The following is a 19377-nucleotide window of genomic DNA, read 5'->3' as shown; positions in this document are numbered from 1 at the left end:
CGTTTATGTAGGATAAAGCCCCAATAACAATAAGTATTTTCATAAACACATTAAAAATAGGATTTTTAAACAATAAAGCAGCCTCCTTCCTATGATTTCATTCTCTCATGTCTGCTCCCTATTCAAAAATAGTACATAAGCTACCAATCAATCCCGTATGGAGGTTCTGCTATGCCTAGCAGAGCGTAGACAATGCCAATAAGAATCATATAACTAACGATGTAGCACCCAAGTTGACGGTGAAGATATTTGTTAATGAGATCATTCGTTCTATCCATTTTAAATAGGTTCAATTCCTTAACGATCTTTTTTGAACGCTGTATCTGGACGGTATACTGGATCGTTTCCAAAAGCAGCCGGCAAATCATATAAATGAGGATCATATAACCTCCGACGGCAAGCAATTCCCACGGAGGATCTGGATCATAATTCTGGTTTCCAGTGTTCTCCAGAACGATCACTAAAGGCATAAATCCCACGGAAAAAAATAAAATATGAAGAAAATATGGTGGGATAGAACACGTAAAGGCCACATCAGCCACCCTGGTGACACATCAAGACTGATCGCCCCGAGCATTTTTACCACCCTGGCATAATTTATCACTTTCCGACTGTTGAGAACATCATCAGCAAGATAGTAAAACCAGCTCGCCCCTGACATGGTACCGGAAGGATGGTAATGGTAATACATATTTAGACGCGAGGAATCTTGTAAATACCCTGGAATCGAACCGTCATTCGTCAGCGGAATCCCTTCATCAAGCAACCTGCCGGCATTCACATCCTCCGTACTGTCAATGGATTCGGTGCTTTTCAGAGAGTAAAAACGGTCTCGTCGGTAAAGACGAGGGCCACGCCACCCCCAGATCCCTACAATTAAATAGATGGCACAAAGCAACAAGAGTATATGTAAAGGAATAAATTCTCCAAAAATGTGCATGCCGCACCCCTCCTCTTTAATAGTTCTCATTCTAGATAAGCTCTTCGTTTGTTTAGGATTACAATTTAAGCTTGTAATATCTCATATTATCGTCTAAAACGATATTTTATTTTTATTATGCTTTGATTGTACCTTTACTTGTAGACGTATGTATGTGTTTTCGAAAGATTATTTGTCTTAGCATATATTTTCTAAAATATGGGCGGAGTTCTATTATATTCCTGCTTTCTTTTGTATTTCTACAAACATTTCCCGTTCTGTCGATTCTTAATCAGCTTAAAGTTTTTCTTTATAGAAGGTAAAGACTCATTATTTTGTGTATCTCTGTTATAAAACACAAAAAAACTGCCCCGTAAAGGACAGATTCTTGCTGTATGGAATATCAGCGGCGGCCGTGGTAATCGTTAATCATCTGCATAATGGACTGTTCCTCTTGATTCGGGGTATACCTGCTTTCGTTGTCTTTTCCCATTTCTTTTCTCATAAGAGAAACCTCCTCGTTTTTTGTTATAGTGTAATTAGAAGTATAGTTTATTGTTATAATACAGTCAAGCGTTTTCATAAATAAATTTTAAGTATTCTGAATAATGGCCATAAAAAAAGAAACCACAAGGGCTTCTTTTTTCGATTACGCATATTCAAACGGAAACTGTGATTGATACAGGCGTGTATAAAGGCCGTTTTCTGCCATTAGTTCACCATGGGAGCCTCTTTCCACAATGCCCTCCTTCGTCATGACGAAAATAGCGTCCGCCTGCTTGATAGTTGCCAGACGGTGCGCGATGATAATCGTGGTTCGTCCTTCGGACAGCTCTTCCAGAGCGGTTTGAATCAGTGCCTCTGTTTCCGTATCCAACGCAGAAGTCGCTTCATCCAGAATGAGTATAGCCGGGTTTTTCAAAAACATACGTGCGATCGACAATCGCTGTTTCTGGCCTCCGGATAATTTCACCCCGCGCTCGCCTATTTTCGTATCCAGTCCTTCAGGCAGAGCTTCTACTACATCTGCAAGCTGGGCTTTTTCAACGGCATTCCGGATTTCAGCTTCGGATGCGTCCAGTTTACCGTAAGCAATGTTGTCACGGATAGTACCGTCAAACAAAAACACATCCTGCTGAACAATGCCTATATGGCTGCGGAGCGACACCGTATCCATTTCCTGAATATCCATGCCGTCTATCGTAATCCGTCCCCCTTTCAGCTCGTAAAAACGTGGAAGCAGATTGCTTATCGTTGTTTTGCCGGAACCGGATGGTCCGATAAAGGCAGCGGTAGTGCCCGCCGGAATCGAGGCGTTAATATTTTGAAGCACCGGAGTTTGGCTGTTATAGGAAAACGACACATCTTCATAACGGATATCGCCGTTTACCTGCTCTACTGCTTTTCCTGTGGGCGCAGACGGATCGGTCTCTGTAGCGTCCATTAAATCGAGATAGCGTCTGAAGCCGGCAATCCCTTTCGGATACATCTCCATCACAGCGTTTAGCTGCTGGATCGGCTTAATCATGACGTTGGTGAGAAGAACAAACGCCACAAATTCTCCGTTAGTGATCCGGTTATTAAGAATCGACCATGTACCGGCAATTAATACAAACAGCAGCAGAAACTTCATCATAATCTGGCTGGATGTCACATGAAGAGCCATAATTTTGTAAGATTCCAATTTGGTAGCGCGGAACCTGCCATTATCTTCGGCAAAGCGTTCCATTTCAAATTTTTCGTTAGCAAATGCTTTAACGACACGAATGCCGGTAATATTGTTTTCCACTCTTGCATTAAAGTTTCCAATGCTTGTAAACATCGACGACATCGCATAAGCCATCTTTTTTCCAAGCACATAGGTTAATGCAATAAAGACCGGTACGAGAATAAAGGTCAGCACGGCCAGCCGCCAGTCAATCGTGAGCATGATCGTAAAAGCACCGATCAGCGTCATAAATGCGACGATAAACTCCTCCGGGCCGTGATGGGCGACTTCACCGATATCCATCAGGTCATTGGTTAAACGGGAGATCAGATGGCCCGTTTTTGTTTCATCGTAGTAGGACAGGGGCTGCTGCTGCAGCCGTTCAAACAGCTCCCGCCGCATATCGGTTTCAATGTTAATACCGAGCATATGTCCCCAATAGGCGATCACGTAATGGAAGCCGCCATTGAGCACGTACAGTATAAACAAAGCGGCGCTACCCCAGATGATCCAGTCCCAGTTTTCATTAGGCAGCAGATCATCAATAATGCGGTTCACGGCAAGGGGAAAAGCCAGTTCAAACAAAGCGGCGAGCACTCCGCTGGCAAGGGTGAAGAAAAATAGTTTTTTGTAAGGTTTATAGTATTGTGCAAAGCGACGAATCATTTAATAAACCTCCTGTTTATTCCATCGGGGAACCGGTAATTTTCTCCACGGCATCTTTCATCTGGTATTCCTGCCCTTTTAAAGAAAAGTCGCTCCATTTTGTATTATCGACGTAGTAGTACTGCTCATTTTCTACGGCCTCTGTATCCTGGAGCAGCGTATTAACAAGCTCTTCGGCATCTTCTGTGCTTTCCCCGTTCTCTGTTAATATAAATAAATGATCGGCCCCTTCGGTATAATCAGCAATCGTTTCCAGGGATACCGCCTGGGTTTCCTCATTTTCCAGCACACCCGGAGACGGTTCTACGCCGGCTTTAGTATACAGGCCTTCAAATATGCTGCGGTCATGGATATAAAGCTCCTTGCCGTAAAATTGAATCACGGCCGCCTGGCTGTCCGCTTCTTCGGCATCTTCGATAAGCGACTGGGCTTCTGCCGCATTTTCTTCAAACTGGGTCATCCACTCTTCTTCCGTGTCTTCTTTGCCGAGTACTTCTGTTATATCAGCGAGCTGCTCCTCCGGCGTCGCACCGAAAGCCGTCATGTACACGGGAGCGATTTTCTCCAGGTTTTCAAGCGAATCTGCCTGGTAGTCGGAAATAATAATCAAATCAGGCTCAAGCCCGCTGACTTTTTCCACGTCAGGCATATCGTCCCCAACGTTCTCTGTTTCCTCGGTATCCAGGTCATCCTCGTATGTATCCAAATAATAAGATGTGGTGCCGATCGGCTCTTCTTCCAATATAATCATTTCGGCTACATTCTGGAGAGCGACTACTTTATCGGGAGATGCCGGCATCTCTACGTCCCGTCCTGTCGGATCGGTTATTGTTTTTGTCTCCTCCTCGCTTCCTGATTCTTCCTGGGATTCCGTCGTGTCACCCTCTTCACCCGAAGATGCTTCATTGTTTCCACACGCGCTTAATACACCGGCTGCTGCAAGCGCCGCTGCTATATTCCAATGCTTTTTCATTATACTGTCCCCCTGATTTATGATAATGAGAATCGTTTTCACTCAATTATATACAGGATATCCATAAACAACAAGTTCTTTTTCATGCAGCAGCTCCGCACAAAAAAACTGCCCGCATCTGCGGACAGCTTTTATACATAAAATACGTCAGGTGTTATTCATGCTCTTTCGGTAACATCCCGTGCAAGAGCAGATCTACAAAATACGCTGCCGTCTCCCGGTCACTGAGTTCACCATCCGGGTCAAACCACTGATAGCTCCAGTTGGTGATGCCTAACAGGGCAAGTGTAGTTAAAGCCGGATTAAGATTCTGCCGGAATTCCCTGTTATGGATCCCTTCTGTAACAACATCCTCGATCTGCCGGCGGAATTGATTCCGGCGCTCGACAATGTGGGTGTATCCGGCTTCCTGCAGATGCCTCATTTCTCTGTAAAAAATTCTGGCGCTCGCCCCGTCTTCTTTAATTTTTGTAAGCAGCAGTACGACCGTGCCCGTCAGCTTTTCGCGGGCCGACTGAGACGTCGGTTCGTACAGCCTGCGCTGCTCCGTCAGAAGGTTTTCAATATAGTCCATATGAATCTCCATCAGCAGCGATTCTTTGCTCGTAAAATAATAATAAAAGCTGCCTTTGGTCACATGGACGGCTTCTACAATGTCCTGAATGGACGTTTCGGAAAATCCCTTTTTCTGAAATAAAAGAATGGCCTGCTGTTTGATATTATTTCGCATATGTCTGTTTCCTCTGCTTTCCGGATTATGATAAGGAAGAAGAGTCGGGGCGCAGAATGAGTTTCCCAGTTGTTTTTCGTTCCTGCATTAATGATTGAGCCCGCGCCGCCTCTGCAAGCGGAAACGTTTCCCCGATCGGCAGTTTTAATCCGCCGGTTTCCAGGAAGGCAAACAGCTCCTCGAGGCTTTGCTGCATCAGATCCCGCCGTTTCATAATCTGGGGAAGAAAAAAACCGACAACCGATTGATTGGCTCCCATTAATCGACCGGCCTGCAGACGGCTTGGCTCTCCACTTGCCGACCCAAAAACGACAAGCCGACCGAAAGGCGCCAGGCAGTCCAGCGTCCGGCTGAATATTTCCCCGCCGGCCATCTCCATCGCAACATCGACTCCTCTGCCGTCGGTGGCCTCCAGGACTTTCTGCTCCCAGCCGGTTTCCGTATAGTTAATTAAAACATCCGCCCCGAGCTCTTTGGCATAATGCAGCTTTTCCGGGGTGCTTGCGGTCGCAATGATTTTACCGGCCCCAAACCGTTTGGCAAGCTGAACGGCTATCCCGCCCACGCCACCTGCGGCCGCATGCACGAGGACAGTTTCTCCCTGCTCGAGCCGTCCCATCGTTTTCAGCACATGATACGCGCTTAGTCCCTGCAGTGGAAAAGCAGCGGCTTGATCAAAATCCAGTGAATCCGGAATTGGGATAATCGCCTGTTCATGTACAGCTGCAAATTCGGCATAGCCGCCGTCGGTAATCAAGGCCGCGACCCGGTCCCCCGGCTGCAGACGGGTAACTTCTCCACCAACCGCTTCAATCGTACCGGCAATTTCCGATCCTGGGAAAAACGGCAGCGGCGTCGGCACGACATAGGCCCCCTGCCTCCGTGCGATATCGGCGTAGTTCATGCCAATCGAGTGGATACGTACGAGCACCTCGGCCGGTGATGGAACCGGCTGCTCTTTTTCGACTTCTTCAATGACTTCTGGTCCTCCGTAAGCTTGATACTGTATAGCTTTCATAGGAGCGCCTCCTGTTTTTTTTTGATCATCCAGCCGCCGTCTACGAGCACATCTGAGCCTGTCATGTACGACGCTTCGTCAGAAGCCATAAATGCGGCGACATTGGCGATTTCTGCAGCGGTTCCCGGCCTTTTCAGAACGGTGTTGTGCTCAATCGCCTTCTGAAACTTTTCATTTTTTAAATTTTCTTCAATTAACGGGGTGTCAATAAATCCGGGAGAAATGGAGTTGGCACGGATACCGTAAGGACCCAGCTCCAGCGCCAGGGCTTTTGTAAAATGCATGGCACCAGCTTTGGCTGCACTGTAATGGGGGATGTACGCCCCGGCTTTGTGGGCGGACAATGAAGCAATCGTCACGACCGCCCGCCCTGTTTGTTTCGTTTCCTGTTCAGCTTCCGCACACATGATAGCTCCGAGTGCCTTTGAAACGAGAAACACGCTTTTTGCATTCACATCCTGGACCGCGTCCCACTCCTCTTCGGTCGTATCCATAATTCGGGAATGCCTGGAAGCACCCGCTCCATTAATTAACACATGGAGCCCGCCTCCTGCTTTTTCAATAAAGGCAGCGAGCTTCTGTACGTCCTCAGCATTCGTCACATCGGCTGCAAATACAGCGGCACCTGGAATTTCTTTTGCTGCTGTTTCTAGTTTGTCCAGACTCCGGCCGACTAGAATTACAGAGGCTCCTTCCTGTGCCAATCTTCTGGCTGTTTCTTTCCCTATGCCGCTGCCGCCGCCGGTGATGACGGCGGTTCTGTTCTCAAAACGCATACTAATGTCCCCCCCTATCCCTGATAACGTCCGGCTACATATTGTTCGTCCGCAATGAACCGCAGGGCTTCCCTTACCGGCCGGGCCTCCTGGTATACTGCACATACTTTGTATATTGCCTCTGTGAGCGCTGTTTTTTCCTGTTCTTCCCCGATTTCTAAAATAAGCGCACGTGCGGTTCGTTCGGCCTTTTCCAGGCACGTGTACAGACACACAGACGTCAGCGCCTTCTTTCGCGGTGCTTCCTTTACTTTTTGAACCGCGGCCATGGTTCGAAGCAGCGTCGATTCCGCGGCATATAGCTGAATGGAGAGGTCCGCCAGGCTTATAAGCGTTTCCTGTTCATTTTTTATTTCTTTGCCGTACCTTCGTAGCGCCATTCCCGAACAGACGAGAAGCATTTCCCTTATAGCCTCGACTGCCCGCTGTTCTGGTGCGAGCATGCCATCAGCTGTCGGCTGAGGCTGATGGAGGGTTTGGGCAGCGTCACGTGCGAGGGTACCCAGATCGATTTCTCCTTTTGCGGCCCGGCGGAAAAGCGGCGCCGGTACCAGCAGCCGGTTGATCTCGTTGGTTCCTTCAAAAATACGGTTAATGCGGGAATCACGGTAAGCGCGTTCGATTTCGTATTCTTCAATAAACCCTGCTCCTCCATGCAGCTGCAGTGCTTCATCCACAACCAGATCCAATGTTTCCGAACCATATATTTTACAGATCGCACACTCAACGGCGTATTCCCTCAGCTGCTGGTTAATGAGGTGATGATCCGTCTCCGTATAAAGGCTTCCAAGTGCGTCTTCAAGGAGCCCTGCTGTCCGGTACTGTATGCTCTCCGCCGCGTATAGTCTGGCCGCCAGCCGGCCTGCTTTTTCTTTTGTAGCTGTAAAATCCGCAATCCGGCTGCCAAACTGCCGTCGTTCTAATATGAACGCCACCGTCTTTTTAAAGGCCGCTTTGGCTCCACCTACGCATGCCGATCCGAGGTTAAACCGTCCCAGATTGAGGACATTTAAGGCAATCAAATGCCCCTGTCCCACGTCTCCCAAAAGGTTTTCGCGGGGGACCATACAATCTTCAAGAACGACGCTTCTTGTTGAAGATCCTTTAATGCCCATCTTTTTTTCTTCGGGACCAAGCGACAGACCGGCAAATGTTTTTTCAACAATAAAGGACGTAAAGTGCTCTCCATCTACTTTTGCGTAAACGATGAATGTATCCGCAAATGCGGCATTGGTAATATAGAGTTTGGTTCCGTTCAGCAGGTAGCTCTGTTTGGCTTCCGACCAGACGGCCGTAGTCTGCGAGGCAAGTGCGTCTGATCCGGCATTAGGCTCGGTCAGACAGTATGCGCCCAGGTATTCACCGGAAGCTAGTTTGGGCAGATAGCGCCGCTTTTGATCGTCGGTCCCGTAATAGGTAATCGGAAGCGTGGCGATGCACGTATGATTGGAATGAGCCACCCCGTAGCTCGACGTTCCTCCCACCGCCTCTCCGACGACGGCCTTGCTTATCTTATCCATCCCAAGTCCGCCGTGGGATTCAGGGATACTGTGCCCAAGCAGGCCAAGCTCCCCTGCTTTTTTTAACAGATTGGTCGTTGTCGTAAAGTCCTGCTCTTCAATCCTGTTCCTTACCGGGAGCACATCATTTTCTATGAAACGTTCGGCTGTTTTGGCGATCATTCGGTGCTCCTCGGTCATATGTTCAGGGACAAATATGCTGTCCGGGCTGGTACTGCCGGTCATAAATGAGCCGCCCGGATGTTTGATCGTTGAATGCTGCATAGGTTCCTCCTTATAAAAAAGTCTAATTGGATATGCCGGTGTTTATATACCGGCATACAGCTGTACTGCTGTTAACGGTTGAAGCATACTCCAGGTCCTCTTCCATGTTATAGGCCAGCAGTTTTTTCCCTACGCGGGATGACTCGAGCACGTGCCGGGCGTTTGGTTCATTCTGATAGACGCTCAGCGCAGTTCGGGCAGCATCCGTCAACGTACAGGTTTTCTCTTTCAATACCGCATCAATTAAGCACCCTGCCCCGTACATATCCTCGAGGCTGATCTCCCCTGCATTGCCGGCCGCCGTAATAAGAAGAGTCGCCTCCTCTGGTTTAGCAGCTAGTACGAAAGCAAGCGCACGGGCGTTCACAAGCGATCCTGCATATACTTCCTCCGCGGACTGGAGTTTCCGGAGGGCGGCCGTCCCGTTCGTCGTCACTAAAATAACGGTTTTTCCCTGTGCCCCGGCAGCCAAATGGACGGGTCCTGGATATACAAATCCTTCTATAGGACGCGCCTGTTCTTCCCCGGCCAGAATATAGGAGTCCGCTGGAAGAGAGGCTGCATGCTCTAGAGCTTCTTCACGCGTAGCGGCAGGAATCACCTGGACTGCTCCTTTTTCAAGGCAGGCAGCAATCGTCGTAGTCGCCAGCAGCACATCGACGGCGACCGCAATTTTCGAGCCGCGGACGAGCTGCGCTTCTTCTATCTCTTCTTTGCGCGTCAGGACATGAATATTCACGAACGGCCGCCTTTATGAGAACGTAACATTTCGCCTTCTTTCATCAACGTCTTAACGGTCCGGCCGAAGGAGGCAAAGCGCGGATCCGAGGTCTGGCCATTTTGATAGCGATAATAAATCTGCTGGGCGATAACGGCCAGCTTAAAGTAGGCAAAAACAAAATAGTAGTGCACCCCCGCCAGATCTCTGCCGCTGTGTAAACTGTACTGATGCATAAATTCGTCCCGGGTATAAAAACCGGGAAGCGTGGTCACCGGCGTGCCGCCAAGCGCATGCTTGACCTCATCCGGATCCTCCGCTTCGATCCAGTAGCTCAGCGCCACTCCAAGATCAGCAAGCGGGTCACCTACCGTGGCCATTTCCCAGTCAAACAACCCTTTCATCTGCCGTAAATCATTTGTAAACATCGCATTATTTAATTTGTAATCGTAATGAATGACGGTCGTTTCTTTTGAATCAGGGAGATGGGTCTGCAGCCATTTCATCAGCTGATCGGCAGCAGGTATATCATCAGTGGCTGCCCGCTGATAGCGGGAGATCCAGCCTTCCACCTGCCTTTTTAAAAAACCGTCCGGCCGGGTTATATTCATCAGCCCGGTTTGGGTATAATCTATCCGATGCAGATCCGCCAGGCGTTCTGCCATCTGCGTGGAAATATGCCGGCATAAGTCAGGGTCTGGCTCTATCTGTTCCGGAAACTGAGTGTCTAGAACTACACCGTGCTTGCGCTCCATAATAAAAAACGGGGCGCCAATGATGGACGTATCTTCTGTATATATAAGAGGATCCGGGGCGGCATCAAAAAACGGCTTAATTTCTTTTAAAAACGTAAATTCACGTTCCATATTGTGTGCTTTAGGTGCGACAGGCCCAAGCGGCGGCCGGCGCAGTACGGCTTCCCAGCCGTCTATGGACAGCGCATAGGTTAAATTGGAATGGCCTTCGGCAAACTGGGTGACATGCAGCGTGCCGGTCGGAAGATCTTCCATATGGGTACGCAGAAAGGTTTCCAGACGGTCTTTGTTTAGCTCTTCTCCTGATCGAACGGGAATTGTTGTCATATCCTGCCTCCTAAGAAGGGTACGTGTACCAGCCTTGGCCGGTTTTTCGTCCGAGGTGTCCCTGTTTAACTTTTTCTTCGATACAGGCGGCCGGCTTATCTTCGGGATCACCGGTTTCCCGGAAGCGCTGCTGCTGCACGAAGTAGCCCACATCAATCCCGGATAGATCCATCAGCTCGAATGGGCCGATCGGGTGGCGGAGTGCTTTTTTAACAATCGTATCAATGTCTTTGTAATCCGCAATGCCTTCTTCATAAAGATGAACAGCTTCTTTCTGCAGGGCGCCGAGAATGCGGTTGGCCACAAAGCCGGATATTTCTTTTCGAAGCAGTACCGCGGTCCGGTTCATCCGGCGGCTGACGGTTATGGCCGCCTGCGCCGTTTCTTCAGATGTGGCATCACTCATCACTACTTCCACACAGTCCATAACAAGCGGAGGGTAAAAAAAGTGCATATTCACCATACGGTCCGGCCGGTTTGTAGAAAGAAGACTATTGACAATCGTGGAGCTGTTTGTCGCCAGTACCGCATGTTCCGGGGCCCATTCGTCAAGCCGGCTGAATACCTCCTGCTTTACATCAAGCTTTTCTACGACCGCTTCAATCACAAAATCTGCCTGCTTTGCGGCCTCCTGCAGGTCTTCCGTGAAAGACAGCCGTTCGAATGCTTCCTTCTTCTTCTGTTCAGAGATTTTCTGTTTCCGGACCCAGCCATTCATCAGCTGTTCCAGCGTCGCGTCGGCTTTTTCCAGGTTATTTTTTTCGATATCGCAGAGGATGGTCCGATACCCTCCAAGTGCTCCTAACATAGCTATCTGATGTCCCATCTGGCCGGCCCCAACGACAGTGATCGTGTTTATTTCATTCATGCTTTCTCACCCTTTCTGGTTAACGTACGTGCGAACCGCCGTCTACAATGAGAACATCCCCTGTGACATAGTCAGACGCTTTGGAAGCGAGAAACAAAACCACTCCTTTTAATTCATCCGGTCCGCCAAATCGTCCGAGCGGGGTATTGGCCAGTATCGCTTCTCCTCCGTGCTCCATAATAACTTTGGACATTTTTGTCGGGAAGAAGCCTGGAGCGACTGCATTGACATGGACGTTGTGCTGCCCCCATTTGGAAGCCAGATCTTTTGTGAACGTAATAATGGCACCTTTGCTCGTATTGTAGCCGATCGTATCCATGACTTCAGGTGCGGAGCTTTTCAGTCCGGCGACCGAGGTAATGTTGATGATTTTCCCGGCCTGCTGCTCAATCATGACACGTCCGGCCGCCTGGCTCATTAAAAAGGTCCCGGTAACATTCACATTTAAAACTTTCTGCCAGGCCTCCAGCGGCATGTCAGCGGCCGGTGCCCCCCAGGTAGCTCCACTGTTATTCACGAGAATATCAATCGTTCCAAATCGCTTTTTTGTTTCGCTTATTACGTGTTCCACCTGGTCCTGGTTGGTTACATCGCAGGCGAAGGCGGCGGTCTGTATGCCCTTTTTTTCGAGGAGGGCAGCCGTTTCTTCACAGGTTTCGAGTTTGCGGGAACAAAGCACAATATTGGCCCCGGCCTCCGCCAGCCCTTCGGCAATCTGATAACCGAGTCCTCTTCCTCCTCCGGTCACTACAGCCGTTTTTCCCTGCAGTGAAAATAACTCCTGTACGTTCATTTGTTATCCTCCTTCGGCGTGTGTTTTTTCAGTTCAAGACGGGCAATCTGGGCCCGGTGTACTTCGTCGGGTCCGTCGGCAAGGCGAAGCGTTCGCGCATTTGCCCACTGTGCGGCCAGCGGAAAGTCGTCCGATACGCCGGCTCCCCCAAATGCCTGGATAGCCCGGTCAATCACGCGGAGTGCCATGGAAGGTGCTACCACTTTAATCATGGCAATATCTGTTTTTGCCTCTTTATTGCCAACCGTATCCATCATGTAGGCTGCGCGCATCGTCAGCAGCCGGGCCTGTTCGATCTCTATGCGGGAGTCGGCAATCCATTCGGCCACCACCCCCTGCTGAGACAGCTTTTTGCCGAATGTTTCCCGCTCTTGGACACGGCGGCACATGTACTCAAGCGACCGTTCGGCTGCCCCGATCAGGCGCATGCAGTGATGAATACGGCCTGGACCAAGTCTGCCCTGGGCAATGGCAAATCCTTTACCTTCGCCCCAAATCATATTTTCCTCCGGCACCTGGACATTGCTGAACGTAATTTCTGCATGTCCGTGCGGAGCATGATCATACCCAAACACAGACAGGGTCCGCTCTATCGTAATACCGGGGGTATCCAACGGAACGAGAATCATCGACTGCTGTTCATAGCGCGGGGCTTCGGGGTCGGTTTTCCCCATGAATACGGCAATTTTACAGCGGGGATCTCCGGCGCCGGAGGACCACCATTTTGTGCCATTGAGCACATAGCTTCCATCCTTTTTTGTAATGCGTGCCTGAATATTAACCGCGTCTGAGGAGGCGGTATCCGGTTCTGTCATCGTAAAACAAGAGCGTATCTCGCCTTGCAGCAGCGGTACGAGCCACTGCTGTTTCTGCTCTTCGCTGCCGTATTTAGAGAGCACTTCCATATTTCCTGTATCCGGAGCGCTGCAGTTGAATACTTCCGGGCCGATTAACGAACGGCCCATGATTTCACAGAGCGGCGCGTATTCCAGATTGGTAAGCCCGGCCCCATGCTCGCGGTCAGGTAGAAATAAATTCCATAATCCGGCTTGTTTCGCTTTTTCTTTAATTCTTCCATTACAGGAGGGACTGCGCTCCAGCGCGTATCCATTGCATTCAGCTGCTTCTCATACACGGATTCATTGGGATATACATGCTCCTCCATAAACGCTGTGAGCTGCTCCTGGAGCTTACGTACATTTGGTGAATAAGAAAAATCCATCTGCTTCCTCCTCTTGTATACTAACCGGTTGGTATGTTGACAGTATAGCAAAATATGTAAGCGTATACAAAATATTTTTTAAGTAACGTTCCCGCTTGACAATATACTCCATGGGGTATATTATAACGATTAGTAATTCACTTTAAGGAGGAACAAAATGATGTTTCATTATACTGTTGAATCGACCAAAACCGTAGAGGATGCCGCAGCTTCACTGGAGAAGCATCTTCAGACTGCAGGATTCGGCGTGCTGTGGGATTTTGACCTGCAGGCTAAGCTGATCGAAAAAGGACTTGAATTTCCGGAGCCTTATCGTATTTTGGAAGTATGTAATCCAAAAGAGGCGGAAAAGGTCTTACGCCGCCATAAAGCGGCCGGGAATTTTCTGCCCTGTAAAATTACAGTATACGAAGACAATGGAGTGACTCATATTGGAATGCCCCGCCCGACCGTACTAATCGGATTTATAGAGGATCCGGAATTAAAAAGTATTGCCGAAGACGTAGAACAGCGTATGCAGCAAAGCATTGATAACTCTAAATAAGAAAGGCTGACAAAACGAATGACAGAGAAACAAACGATTAGACAAACTACCCCGAATGAGGTGGAAGCTTCCGCGGATGCCCGGATAATTGATGTGAGAGAACCAAATGAAACGGCAGCCGGGCATATTCCCGGAGCCGACCTGATTCCGCTGGGTGAGCTGTTAACAAGACTGAATGAATTAAATAGAGATACCGAGTATACGATGGTCTGCCGTTCCGGAAGCCGAAGCGGTCTCGCCGCTGAATGGCTTCAGGAACGCGGCTACCGTGTGAAAAATATGCAGGGCGGTATGCTTGAATGGAGCGGAAAAACGAAGTAAGACGCAAAAAAAGGAACAGCCTGGTCTAAACAGGCTGTTCCTTCTGCGTTAATTTTTCTCTTTTTTCGGTACGGCTTTTTCGACAAAATGGTCGGAGAGGTCACGCAGCCTGCTGCGCAGGTCTTCGCCTTCCATCATTCTGCCGTGTCCTGTCAAGGCTATTTCCGGATCAAGTCCGGCCAGCTTTTTCACGGAAGCCTCTGCGTCGCTCCAGTTTTCTGTTAAATATTTAGGAGGACCGCTGAGCTCCGGTTCCTGAGCCATTACTTTGTACAGGGACTCCTGCTTTACCGTAACAAACGCATCGCCGGCCAGCAGCATACGTCTTTTTCCCTGAATAAGGAAACGTGCCCTTTCGTGTGCCCCGGGTATGATGCCAGGTCCATTCCGGGAAAAACGGGATGCTGCCGTCTTCCGGCAGCGCCTGAATATGCTCGCTGATGTCTACGGCTTCCGGGAGAAGGCCGGCGACATTTTCGCTACGAGTCCTTTGTCAGCGCCTGGATCGGCTTTAGGATAATCTTCCTTTCCGGTCAAATGCGGCAGTTCAGATGAATGAGCATACACCGGAATATCTTCCGACCACTCTTTGATCAACTTCTGCAGGTTTCCTACATGATCGAAATGACCGTGCGTCAAAATAATAGCTTTTGGTCCCAATATTGGAACCAAAGCGTTGGTTCATCGCATGTTTAACACGCTCAGCGTACCGGGCATCCGGTATCCACGATAATCCAATCTTTGTCCTTAGCTGGATCACCAAGCATATACATATTGGCAATCTGAGTGGTGTACATATAAACATCAGATGTTACCGCAAACCCTGTATTTGATATCTCCGACGTAATCGGCATATAATTATTTTTCATAAGAAAAGAAACCTCCTTTAAAAGTATGGTTACTTATCCTATTTACCTCTTTGCCTGATATTAAACGTACATTTTTCTTTTAACCTGCGTTAAACCAGCTTGCGGTCGTTTTGCAGCATGAGATAATTTGTAAGATCTTCCGGAGCCAGTGCCGGGCTGAACCAGAATCCCTGAATAGTAGAAGGATAGGTTTTCGTTAGAAAATGAATTTGTTCTTCCGTTTCAGCTCCTTCCGCTACCAGTTCGATATCCAATTTCATGCAAAGCTTATGCACCGAAGCAAATAAAGCGGCATCAAATGGGGCAAAGGGGAGGTTTTTCACAAAAGCCCGGTCCAATTTAAGCGTATTAATAGGAATTTCTTTTAAGTAAAGAAGATTTGATGTCCCGGTTCCAAAGTCATCTAATGCCAGTCGTATATCTCTTTTGCAAAGCTCTTTGGCAAAATCCATCGTTGTTTTTAAATGATCACTCAGCATTTCTTCCGTGATTTCAAGCTGCAGCGGTGTGCGCTGCAGGTCCACGTGTTTTAGAATGGCATCGAGTCGTGAGAAAAAGGTTTTATTTTTCATTTGGGTTTTCGCTACATTTACAGATAATAAAAGCGGAATATTTCTTTCGGCATTCCACTCTTTCATCTGCTTCAAGGCCGATTCGAGCACCATCATTCCAAGCTCATCCATTAAACGCAGTTCCTCAATCATAGGAAGAAACTTGCCCGGGGCCAACAGCCCTCTTTCCGGATGCTGCCACCTTACCAGGGCCTCCACTCCTTTTACTGTTTGATCAAGCCCACTGACAATAGGCTGGTAATGAACAACAAATTCTTGATTCGTAAATGCCCGGCGAATATCATTTTCATGAAGAACGTATTCTTTGTAATAGGCTTTGTTTTCTACTTCGGTATAGTACCGGTAGCTGTTTTTTCCTTGTTTTTTTGCTTCATACATAGCTATGTCCGCTGATTGCAGCAATTGTTCATAGGAAGTTCCGTCTTGCGGATATTCGCTTATGCCGATACTGCCGGAAATGAATACACGATGATTATCTATTAAAAATGGCTTTTCTAGTTCCTGAAGAAGAACTTCACAGGAAAACTCAGTAAACGAGGGAACGATAATAACAAATTCGTCTCCTCCCATTCGTATAACAGTCACTCCGTCTGGAGCACATTCTTTCATACGTCGGCTCGTCTCCATTAGTACTTCATCCCCGGCTTGATGACCGAATGTATCATTCACTTTTTTAAAATGATCCAGATCGACAAATAAAAGTGAAAACCTCTGCTTTTGGTGTGTCTGATTATCTAATTCTTTTAATAAATAAGAGCGGTTGTAAAGATTAGTGACCGGATCCCGGTAGGCCAGATCATACATTTCCTGGTGTGAACTGCGAAGGGAATGTATTAAGCTGTTAGCTGATTTCTGCAGTACTGTTATTTCATCATTTCCGTCAACTGTTACCGTGTCTTCGAATACACCCTTCTGCTCAATGGTATTCAAATTTCCGGAAAGAAAAGCAATTCTTTTTAAAATGGCACGATTTAATAAAAAAATTAATAATACAGTTAAAAGAATCATGCCGATAGTAAAGGAAACCAACAACCAATTTATTGTTTTTGCCCCTTGATTATATATAGTACGAGGCTGTTTGAATGTAAACAAAGCGGTCTCGTTTGTATTAGCATACGATACGCGGTACTTGCTTTGAATCAGATTATTTTCCAAAATTGTTACGTTTCTGTTGTTTTCAGTAGAGCTCTCATCCGCAGCTGCTTGAAACTGTAAAGGTACCTGCATGGATTCGGCGAGCATTTCAATGTAACGGTCATTGATTTCTCTTCCCATAATCATTGTGCCGTTAGAACCGTCGTTGGTACTTGTTGTCTGAATAGGAAGGGCAGATACCATATACGATTTATCTCCGTACTGGTACAGGCTGGTTTCCCCTATAATCAAACGGCTGAACATCTCTAATACATCTTTTTCTGTTACAGCAAGTGCTTCAAATCCATTTTCTGGTTCTTCGGGCTCGTTTTGACTTTGGCTGAATAGAACTTTTTCGTCTTCATCTACTATCATCATAAACGATAGCTTTCCATTGTCGAGAGACTCTCCCCCCAGATTGCTCGCTATGTAGGATTCATCCCGGCCTCCGCTTTCTACAAATGCGTAAGTGTCATCCCAGGAAGACCAATCAAGGTTGAAATTCAACAGCTGCTCCTGTTCGTTTATAAGAAGCTCTGTCAGCCGATTCAGGCTTTGTTCGGCCGCCTGTTCTTCAATCGAACGAAATTGCTGCAGCAGCATAGGATAAAAAATCCCAACCAGCAGACAAAAGAGTAAAAATCCGCTCCCGGCTACAATCCATATTAGTTTTTTCTTTATGCCCATTTTTATACTCCTCCCTCTTTAAAAAGGAGCCGACTTCCTTCTGTCATTTCTGGAAACAGGATGGGGGTTAAATCAGTCTGTCGGTTATTTTAAAACAACAGCTTGTCCATTTTTTGAATTAACGTCTCGATTTCCGGCTTGCTTACCTGCTCGTCCGCCCCGACTTTTACACCTTTATGGTAAAGATCATCTGTAATGAGAGAAGAAAACAAGATAACAGGTATATCTTTTGTTTTTGCGAGCTCTTTGATTTTTTTCGTTAAATGGTGGCCGTCCATTTTAGGCATCTCTATGTCGGATATGACAATATCCGGTATTTTCTCTACGGCCAAAAGCTGGTTCCATGCGTCTTCGCCGTTGGTGCTTTTAGCAATCTGTTCGTAGCCGGCACGCTCGAGGGTGTCGAAAATAAGCTGCTGCAGAATCGGCGAATCTTCCGCTACGAGCACACGCTTGGCTGCTCTCTCAGGGCGCAGCCCCCGTACAATAGTCTGCGGCTGGATGCCGGCTTTGGGATTAATATCGCTGATCATTTTTTCATAGTCCAGCAGAAGCGTCATGCCTTCTTCCCGTTTAATCACACCGATAGTATGTGAATGATCACCTTGAATCAGCTGTTCGGGTTCTTCGATCTGTTTCCAGGAAATCCGGTGGATCCGGGAAACAGATTCCACGTGGAAGGCAACTTTCATTTGATTGAGTTCACAAATAATAAACTTATCCGTGCCGGCTGTTTCGTGGGTGTAGCCCAGTACTTTAGCTGTGTTGACCACAGGCATGATTTCGTTTCGAAGACGGATAATCCCCTCTACATGGGGATGGGCATTCGGTGTTTTTGTGACCGGCAGCGGCTGAATGATTTCCCTTACTTTTAAGACGTTAATACCATACGTTTCTTCTCCAATAGAAAACATGACAATTTCTAGTTCATTTGTTCCACTTTCAAGCAATATATCTTCTTTTTCACGTGATATCATTCGGTTTCCTCCTCTATTTTCTAAAAAAATAGGACTTTTGTTTTATTTTATCCTATTTTGAAAATAGTACAAGAAGAATTTTAGACAAAAAAAACAAACCGGCCAGTAAAGGTCAGTTTGTTTTAATGTCAGTTTAATTATCAAGATTAATCGTAACGTCCGCATCATCGCGAAGTTCCGTTACCAGTTCCTGAACCCGTTCGTTTTCCTTCTGGGAACGGACCTCTTCTTCTACCTGGTCCCGTTCAGGCGTCTGTGCTTCCGGAGCATCTTCGCCGGCCTGTTCGGCCACGGCCGCCTGCTGTTCTTCCATCGCTACTATTTGTTCATCAATCTCGTCTTCGCTTACTTCAATATCCTGGGATTCTTCTTCTATCAGCTGTTCGACACGAAGCGACTCTTCAATTTGTGCACGGAAGTCGTCTTCTGTGAAGCCCTGCTCTTCCAATGCAGCCTGATAGTCTTCGTCGTTTTCAAACTGATCTTTCTGCTGGTTTAAAATCTCATCTACTTCATCTGCATCTGCTTCGTAGTCCCGGTTTTCCGCTTCCTGTACGAGTAGACGCTGTCCGACAAGCTGCTCTGCTGTTGACGCTTTGAGCTCCGCTTCCATTTCGCCGTTTTCATCCTGCTCTTCGAGATTCATTCCCTGCATGGAAAACATGGACAAGGTTGTTGTATATGCCGATTCAAATTCATCTTTTGTAATTTCTTCGCCGTTCACTTCAGCCACCACGTCGGGCACATCGTCAAGATTCACTTCCGGTGCCTGGGGCTGTTCCTGTTCCGCTTCCTGCCCTTCGGATTCTGCGCTTTCTTCCTGCTGCTGTTCCTCATCCGATCCTGCCTCTTCTTCAGATTCTCCTCCACATGCTGCAATAACGGAAAGAGAAATTGCCATACTGGCTGTTAATAACCATTTTTTACTCAAAGAAAAGCTCCTTTCATATCTATACTGTTCCGTATTGTATCATACTTCCCGGGTGGAAAGATAACGGAACGCCTGCTCTCACCTG

The 19377-nt window shown here is 47.6% G+C and carries 17 protein-coding genes and 2 pseudogenes; 2 read left to right on the top strand and 17 right to left on the bottom strand.

Annotated features, from left to right (window positions below; all coding sequences use genetic code 11):
* Positions 1-140: 140 nt before the first annotated feature.
* The 13 genes and pseudogenes from MMY81_RS08050 to MMY81_RS07990 all read right to left on the bottom strand — a co-directional run bounded on the left by MMY81_RS08050 (position 141) and on the right by MMY81_RS07990 (position 13257).
* The gene (locus tag MMY81_RS08050) at positions 141-383 is read right to left on the bottom strand and encodes a hypothetical protein (protein ID WP_252312394.1); all 243 of its coding nucleotides are present in this window, start codon (positions 381-383) and stop codon (positions 141-143) included.
* A 77-nt stretch (positions 384-460) separates the two neighbouring features.
* Positions 461-940 (bottom strand): hypothetical protein, encoded by a 480-nt coding sequence (locus tag MMY81_RS08045; RefSeq protein WP_252312393.1) that lies wholly within the window; start codon positions 938-940, stop codon positions 461-463.
* Between the two features lie 628 nt (positions 941-1568).
* The gene (locus tag MMY81_RS08040) at positions 1569-3293 is read right to left on the bottom strand and encodes an ABC transporter ATP-binding protein (protein ID WP_252312392.1); all 1725 of its coding nucleotides are present in this window, start codon (positions 3291-3293) and stop codon (positions 1569-1571) included.
* A gap of 16 nt (positions 3294-3309) precedes the next feature.
* A complete protein-coding gene (locus tag MMY81_RS08035; protein WP_252312391.1) occupies positions 3310-4266 on the bottom strand; it encodes an ABC transporter substrate-binding protein in 957 nt (318 codons plus the stop codon).
* A gap of 154 nt (positions 4267-4420) precedes the next feature.
* Positions 4421-4996 (bottom strand): TetR/AcrR family transcriptional regulator, encoded by a 576-nt coding sequence (locus MMY81_RS08030; RefSeq protein ID WP_252312390.1) that lies wholly within the window; start codon positions 4994-4996, stop codon positions 4421-4423.
* 25 nt (positions 4997-5021) lie between these two features.
* A complete protein-coding gene (locus MMY81_RS08025) occupies positions 5022-6014 on the bottom strand; it encodes a quinone oxidoreductase family protein (protein ID WP_252312389.1) in 993 nt (330 codons plus the stop codon).
* Positions 6011-6790 (bottom strand): SDR family NAD(P)-dependent oxidoreductase, encoded by a 780-nt coding sequence (locus tag MMY81_RS08020; RefSeq protein WP_252312388.1) that lies wholly within the window; start codon positions 6788-6790, stop codon positions 6011-6013. The genes MMY81_RS08025 and MMY81_RS08020 overlap by 4 nt, the downstream gene beginning before the upstream one ends.
* Before the next feature lie 14 nt (positions 6791-6804).
* Complete coding sequence (locus MMY81_RS08015) at positions 6805-8574, bottom strand: acyl-CoA dehydrogenase family protein (protein WP_252312386.1); 1770 nt, start codon at positions 8572-8574, stop codon at positions 6805-6807.
* Positions 8575-8596: 22 nt separating this feature from the next.
* Positions 8597-9313, bottom strand: coding sequence for a 2-phosphosulfolactate phosphatase (locus MMY81_RS08010; protein WP_252312385.1), 717 nt, complete (start codon positions 9311-9313; stop codon positions 8597-8599).
* Positions 9310-10374, bottom strand: a complete 1065-nt coding sequence (locus MMY81_RS08005; protein ID WP_252312384.1) for a phosphotransferase family protein — start codon at positions 10372-10374, stop codon at positions 9310-9312. The genes MMY81_RS08010 and MMY81_RS08005 overlap by 4 nt, the downstream gene beginning before the upstream one ends.
* Positions 10375-10384: 10 nt before the next feature.
* Positions 10385-11242 carry a 3-hydroxyacyl-CoA dehydrogenase family protein gene (locus MMY81_RS08000; RefSeq protein ID WP_252312383.1) on the bottom strand — a complete coding sequence of 286 codons (858 nt, stop codon included), beginning with the start codon at positions 11240-11242 and terminating at the stop codon, positions 10385-10387.
* A 19-nt stretch (positions 11243-11261) separates the two neighbouring features.
* Positions 11262-12035, bottom strand: coding sequence for an SDR family oxidoreductase (locus MMY81_RS07995; RefSeq protein ID WP_252312382.1), 774 nt, complete (start codon positions 12033-12035; stop codon positions 11262-11264).
* Positions 12032-13257, bottom strand: a pseudogene (locus tag MMY81_RS07990) (acyl-CoA dehydrogenase family protein). The gene MMY81_RS07995 and the pseudogene MMY81_RS07990 overlap by 4 nt, the downstream one beginning before the upstream one ends.
* 160 nt (positions 13258-13417) lie before the next feature.
* Here MMY81_RS07990 and MMY81_RS07985 point away from each other — a divergent pair.
* On the top strand, positions 13418-13801 hold the full coding sequence (locus MMY81_RS07985; protein ID WP_252312525.1) for a DUF302 domain-containing protein: 384 nt from the start codon (positions 13418-13420) through the stop codon (positions 13799-13801).
* Positions 13802-13819: 18 nt separating this feature from the next.
* A complete protein-coding gene (locus MMY81_RS07980; protein WP_252312381.1) occupies positions 13820-14122 on the top strand; it encodes a rhodanese-like domain-containing protein in 303 nt (100 codons plus the stop codon).
* A 48-nt stretch (positions 14123-14170) separates the two neighbouring features.
* On the opposite strand, the pseudogene MMY81_RS07975 reads toward MMY81_RS07980, so the two are convergent.
* The 4 genes and pseudogenes from MMY81_RS07975 to MMY81_RS07955 all read right to left on the bottom strand — a co-directional run bounded on the left by MMY81_RS07975 (position 14171) and on the right by MMY81_RS07955 (position 19292).
* Positions 14171-14991, bottom strand: a pseudogene (locus MMY81_RS07975) (MBL fold metallo-hydrolase).
* Positions 14992-15080: 89 nt separating this feature from the next.
* Positions 15081-17384, bottom strand: coding sequence for a bifunctional diguanylate cyclase/phosphodiesterase (locus MMY81_RS07965; RefSeq protein ID WP_252312379.1), 2304 nt, complete (start codon positions 17382-17384; stop codon positions 15081-15083).
* An 89-nt stretch (positions 17385-17473) separates the two neighbouring features.
* Positions 17474-18361, bottom strand: coding sequence for a chemotaxis protein CheV (locus MMY81_RS07960; protein WP_253075882.1), 888 nt, complete (start codon positions 18359-18361; stop codon positions 17474-17476).
* Between the two features lie 133 nt (positions 18362-18494).
* Positions 18495-19292: a SurA N-terminal domain-containing protein gene (locus MMY81_RS07955; protein WP_252312378.1), complete on the bottom strand. Its 798-nt coding sequence runs from the start codon at positions 19290-19292 to the stop codon at positions 18495-18497.
* Positions 19293-19377 lie beyond the last annotated feature (85 nt).

The organism is Sinobaca sp. H24 (assembly GCF_023845525.1).
The sequence above is the reverse complement of the archived record's forward strand: the minus strand, read 5'-3'. Positions and strand labels throughout refer to the sequence as shown.

What these genes read in the sequence shown, in the direction of transcription:
- MMY81_RS08015 (WP_252312386.1), bottom strand. Translation starts at nt 8,574, where the DNA reads ATGCAGCATTCAACGATCAAACATCCGGGCGGCTCATTTATGACCGGC.
- MMY81_RS08040 (WP_252312392.1), bottom strand. Translation starts at nt 3,293, where the DNA reads ATGATTCGTCGCTTTGCACAATACTATAAACCTTACAAAAAACTATTT.
- MMY81_RS08005 (WP_252312384.1), bottom strand. Translation starts at nt 10,374, where the DNA reads ATGACAACAATTCCCGTTCGATCAGGAGAAGAGCTAAACAAAGACCGT.
- MMY81_RS07985 (WP_252312525.1), top strand. Translation starts at nt 13,418, where the DNA reads ATGTTTCATTATACTGTTGAATCGACCAAAACCGTAGAGGATGCCGCA.
- MMY81_RS08035 (WP_252312391.1), bottom strand. Translation starts at nt 4,266, where the DNA reads ATGAAAAAGCATTGGAATATAGCAGCGGCGCTTGCAGCAGCCGGTGTA.
- MMY81_RS07995 (WP_252312382.1), bottom strand. Translation starts at nt 12,035, where the DNA reads ATGAACGTACAGGAGTTATTTTCACTGCAGGGAAAAACGGCTGTAGTG.
- MMY81_RS08045 (WP_252312393.1), bottom strand. Translation starts at nt 940, where the DNA reads ATGCACATTTTTGGAGAATTTATTCCTTTACATATACTCTTGTTGCTT.
- MMY81_RS08030 (WP_252312390.1), bottom strand. Translation starts at nt 4,996, where the DNA reads ATGCGAAATAATATCAAACAGCAGGCCATTCTTTTATTTCAGAAAAAG.
- MMY81_RS08050 (WP_252312394.1), bottom strand. Translation starts at nt 383, where the DNA reads ATGATCCTCATTTATATGATTTGCCGGCTGCTTTTGGAAACGATCCAG.
- MMY81_RS07980 (WP_252312381.1), top strand. Translation starts at nt 13,820, where the DNA reads ATGACAGAGAAACAAACGATTAGACAAACTACCCCGAATGAGGTGGAA.
- MMY81_RS08020 (WP_252312388.1), bottom strand. Translation starts at nt 6,790, where the DNA reads ATGCGTTTTGAGAACAGAACCGCCGTCATCACCGGCGGCGGCAGCGGC.
- MMY81_RS07960 (WP_253075882.1), bottom strand. Translation starts at nt 18,361, where the DNA reads ATGATATCACGTGAAAAAGAAGATATATTGCTTGAAAGTGGAACAAAT.
- MMY81_RS07965 (WP_252312379.1), bottom strand. Translation starts at nt 17,384, where the DNA reads ATGGGCATAAAGAAAAAACTAATATGGATTGTAGCCGGGAGCGGATTT.
- MMY81_RS08000 (WP_252312383.1), bottom strand. Translation starts at nt 11,242, where the DNA reads ATGAATGAAATAAACACGATCACTGTCGTTGGGGCCGGCCAGATGGGA.
- MMY81_RS08025 (WP_252312389.1), bottom strand. Translation starts at nt 6,014, where the DNA reads ATGAAAGCTATACAGTATCAAGCTTACGGAGGACCAGAAGTCATTGAA.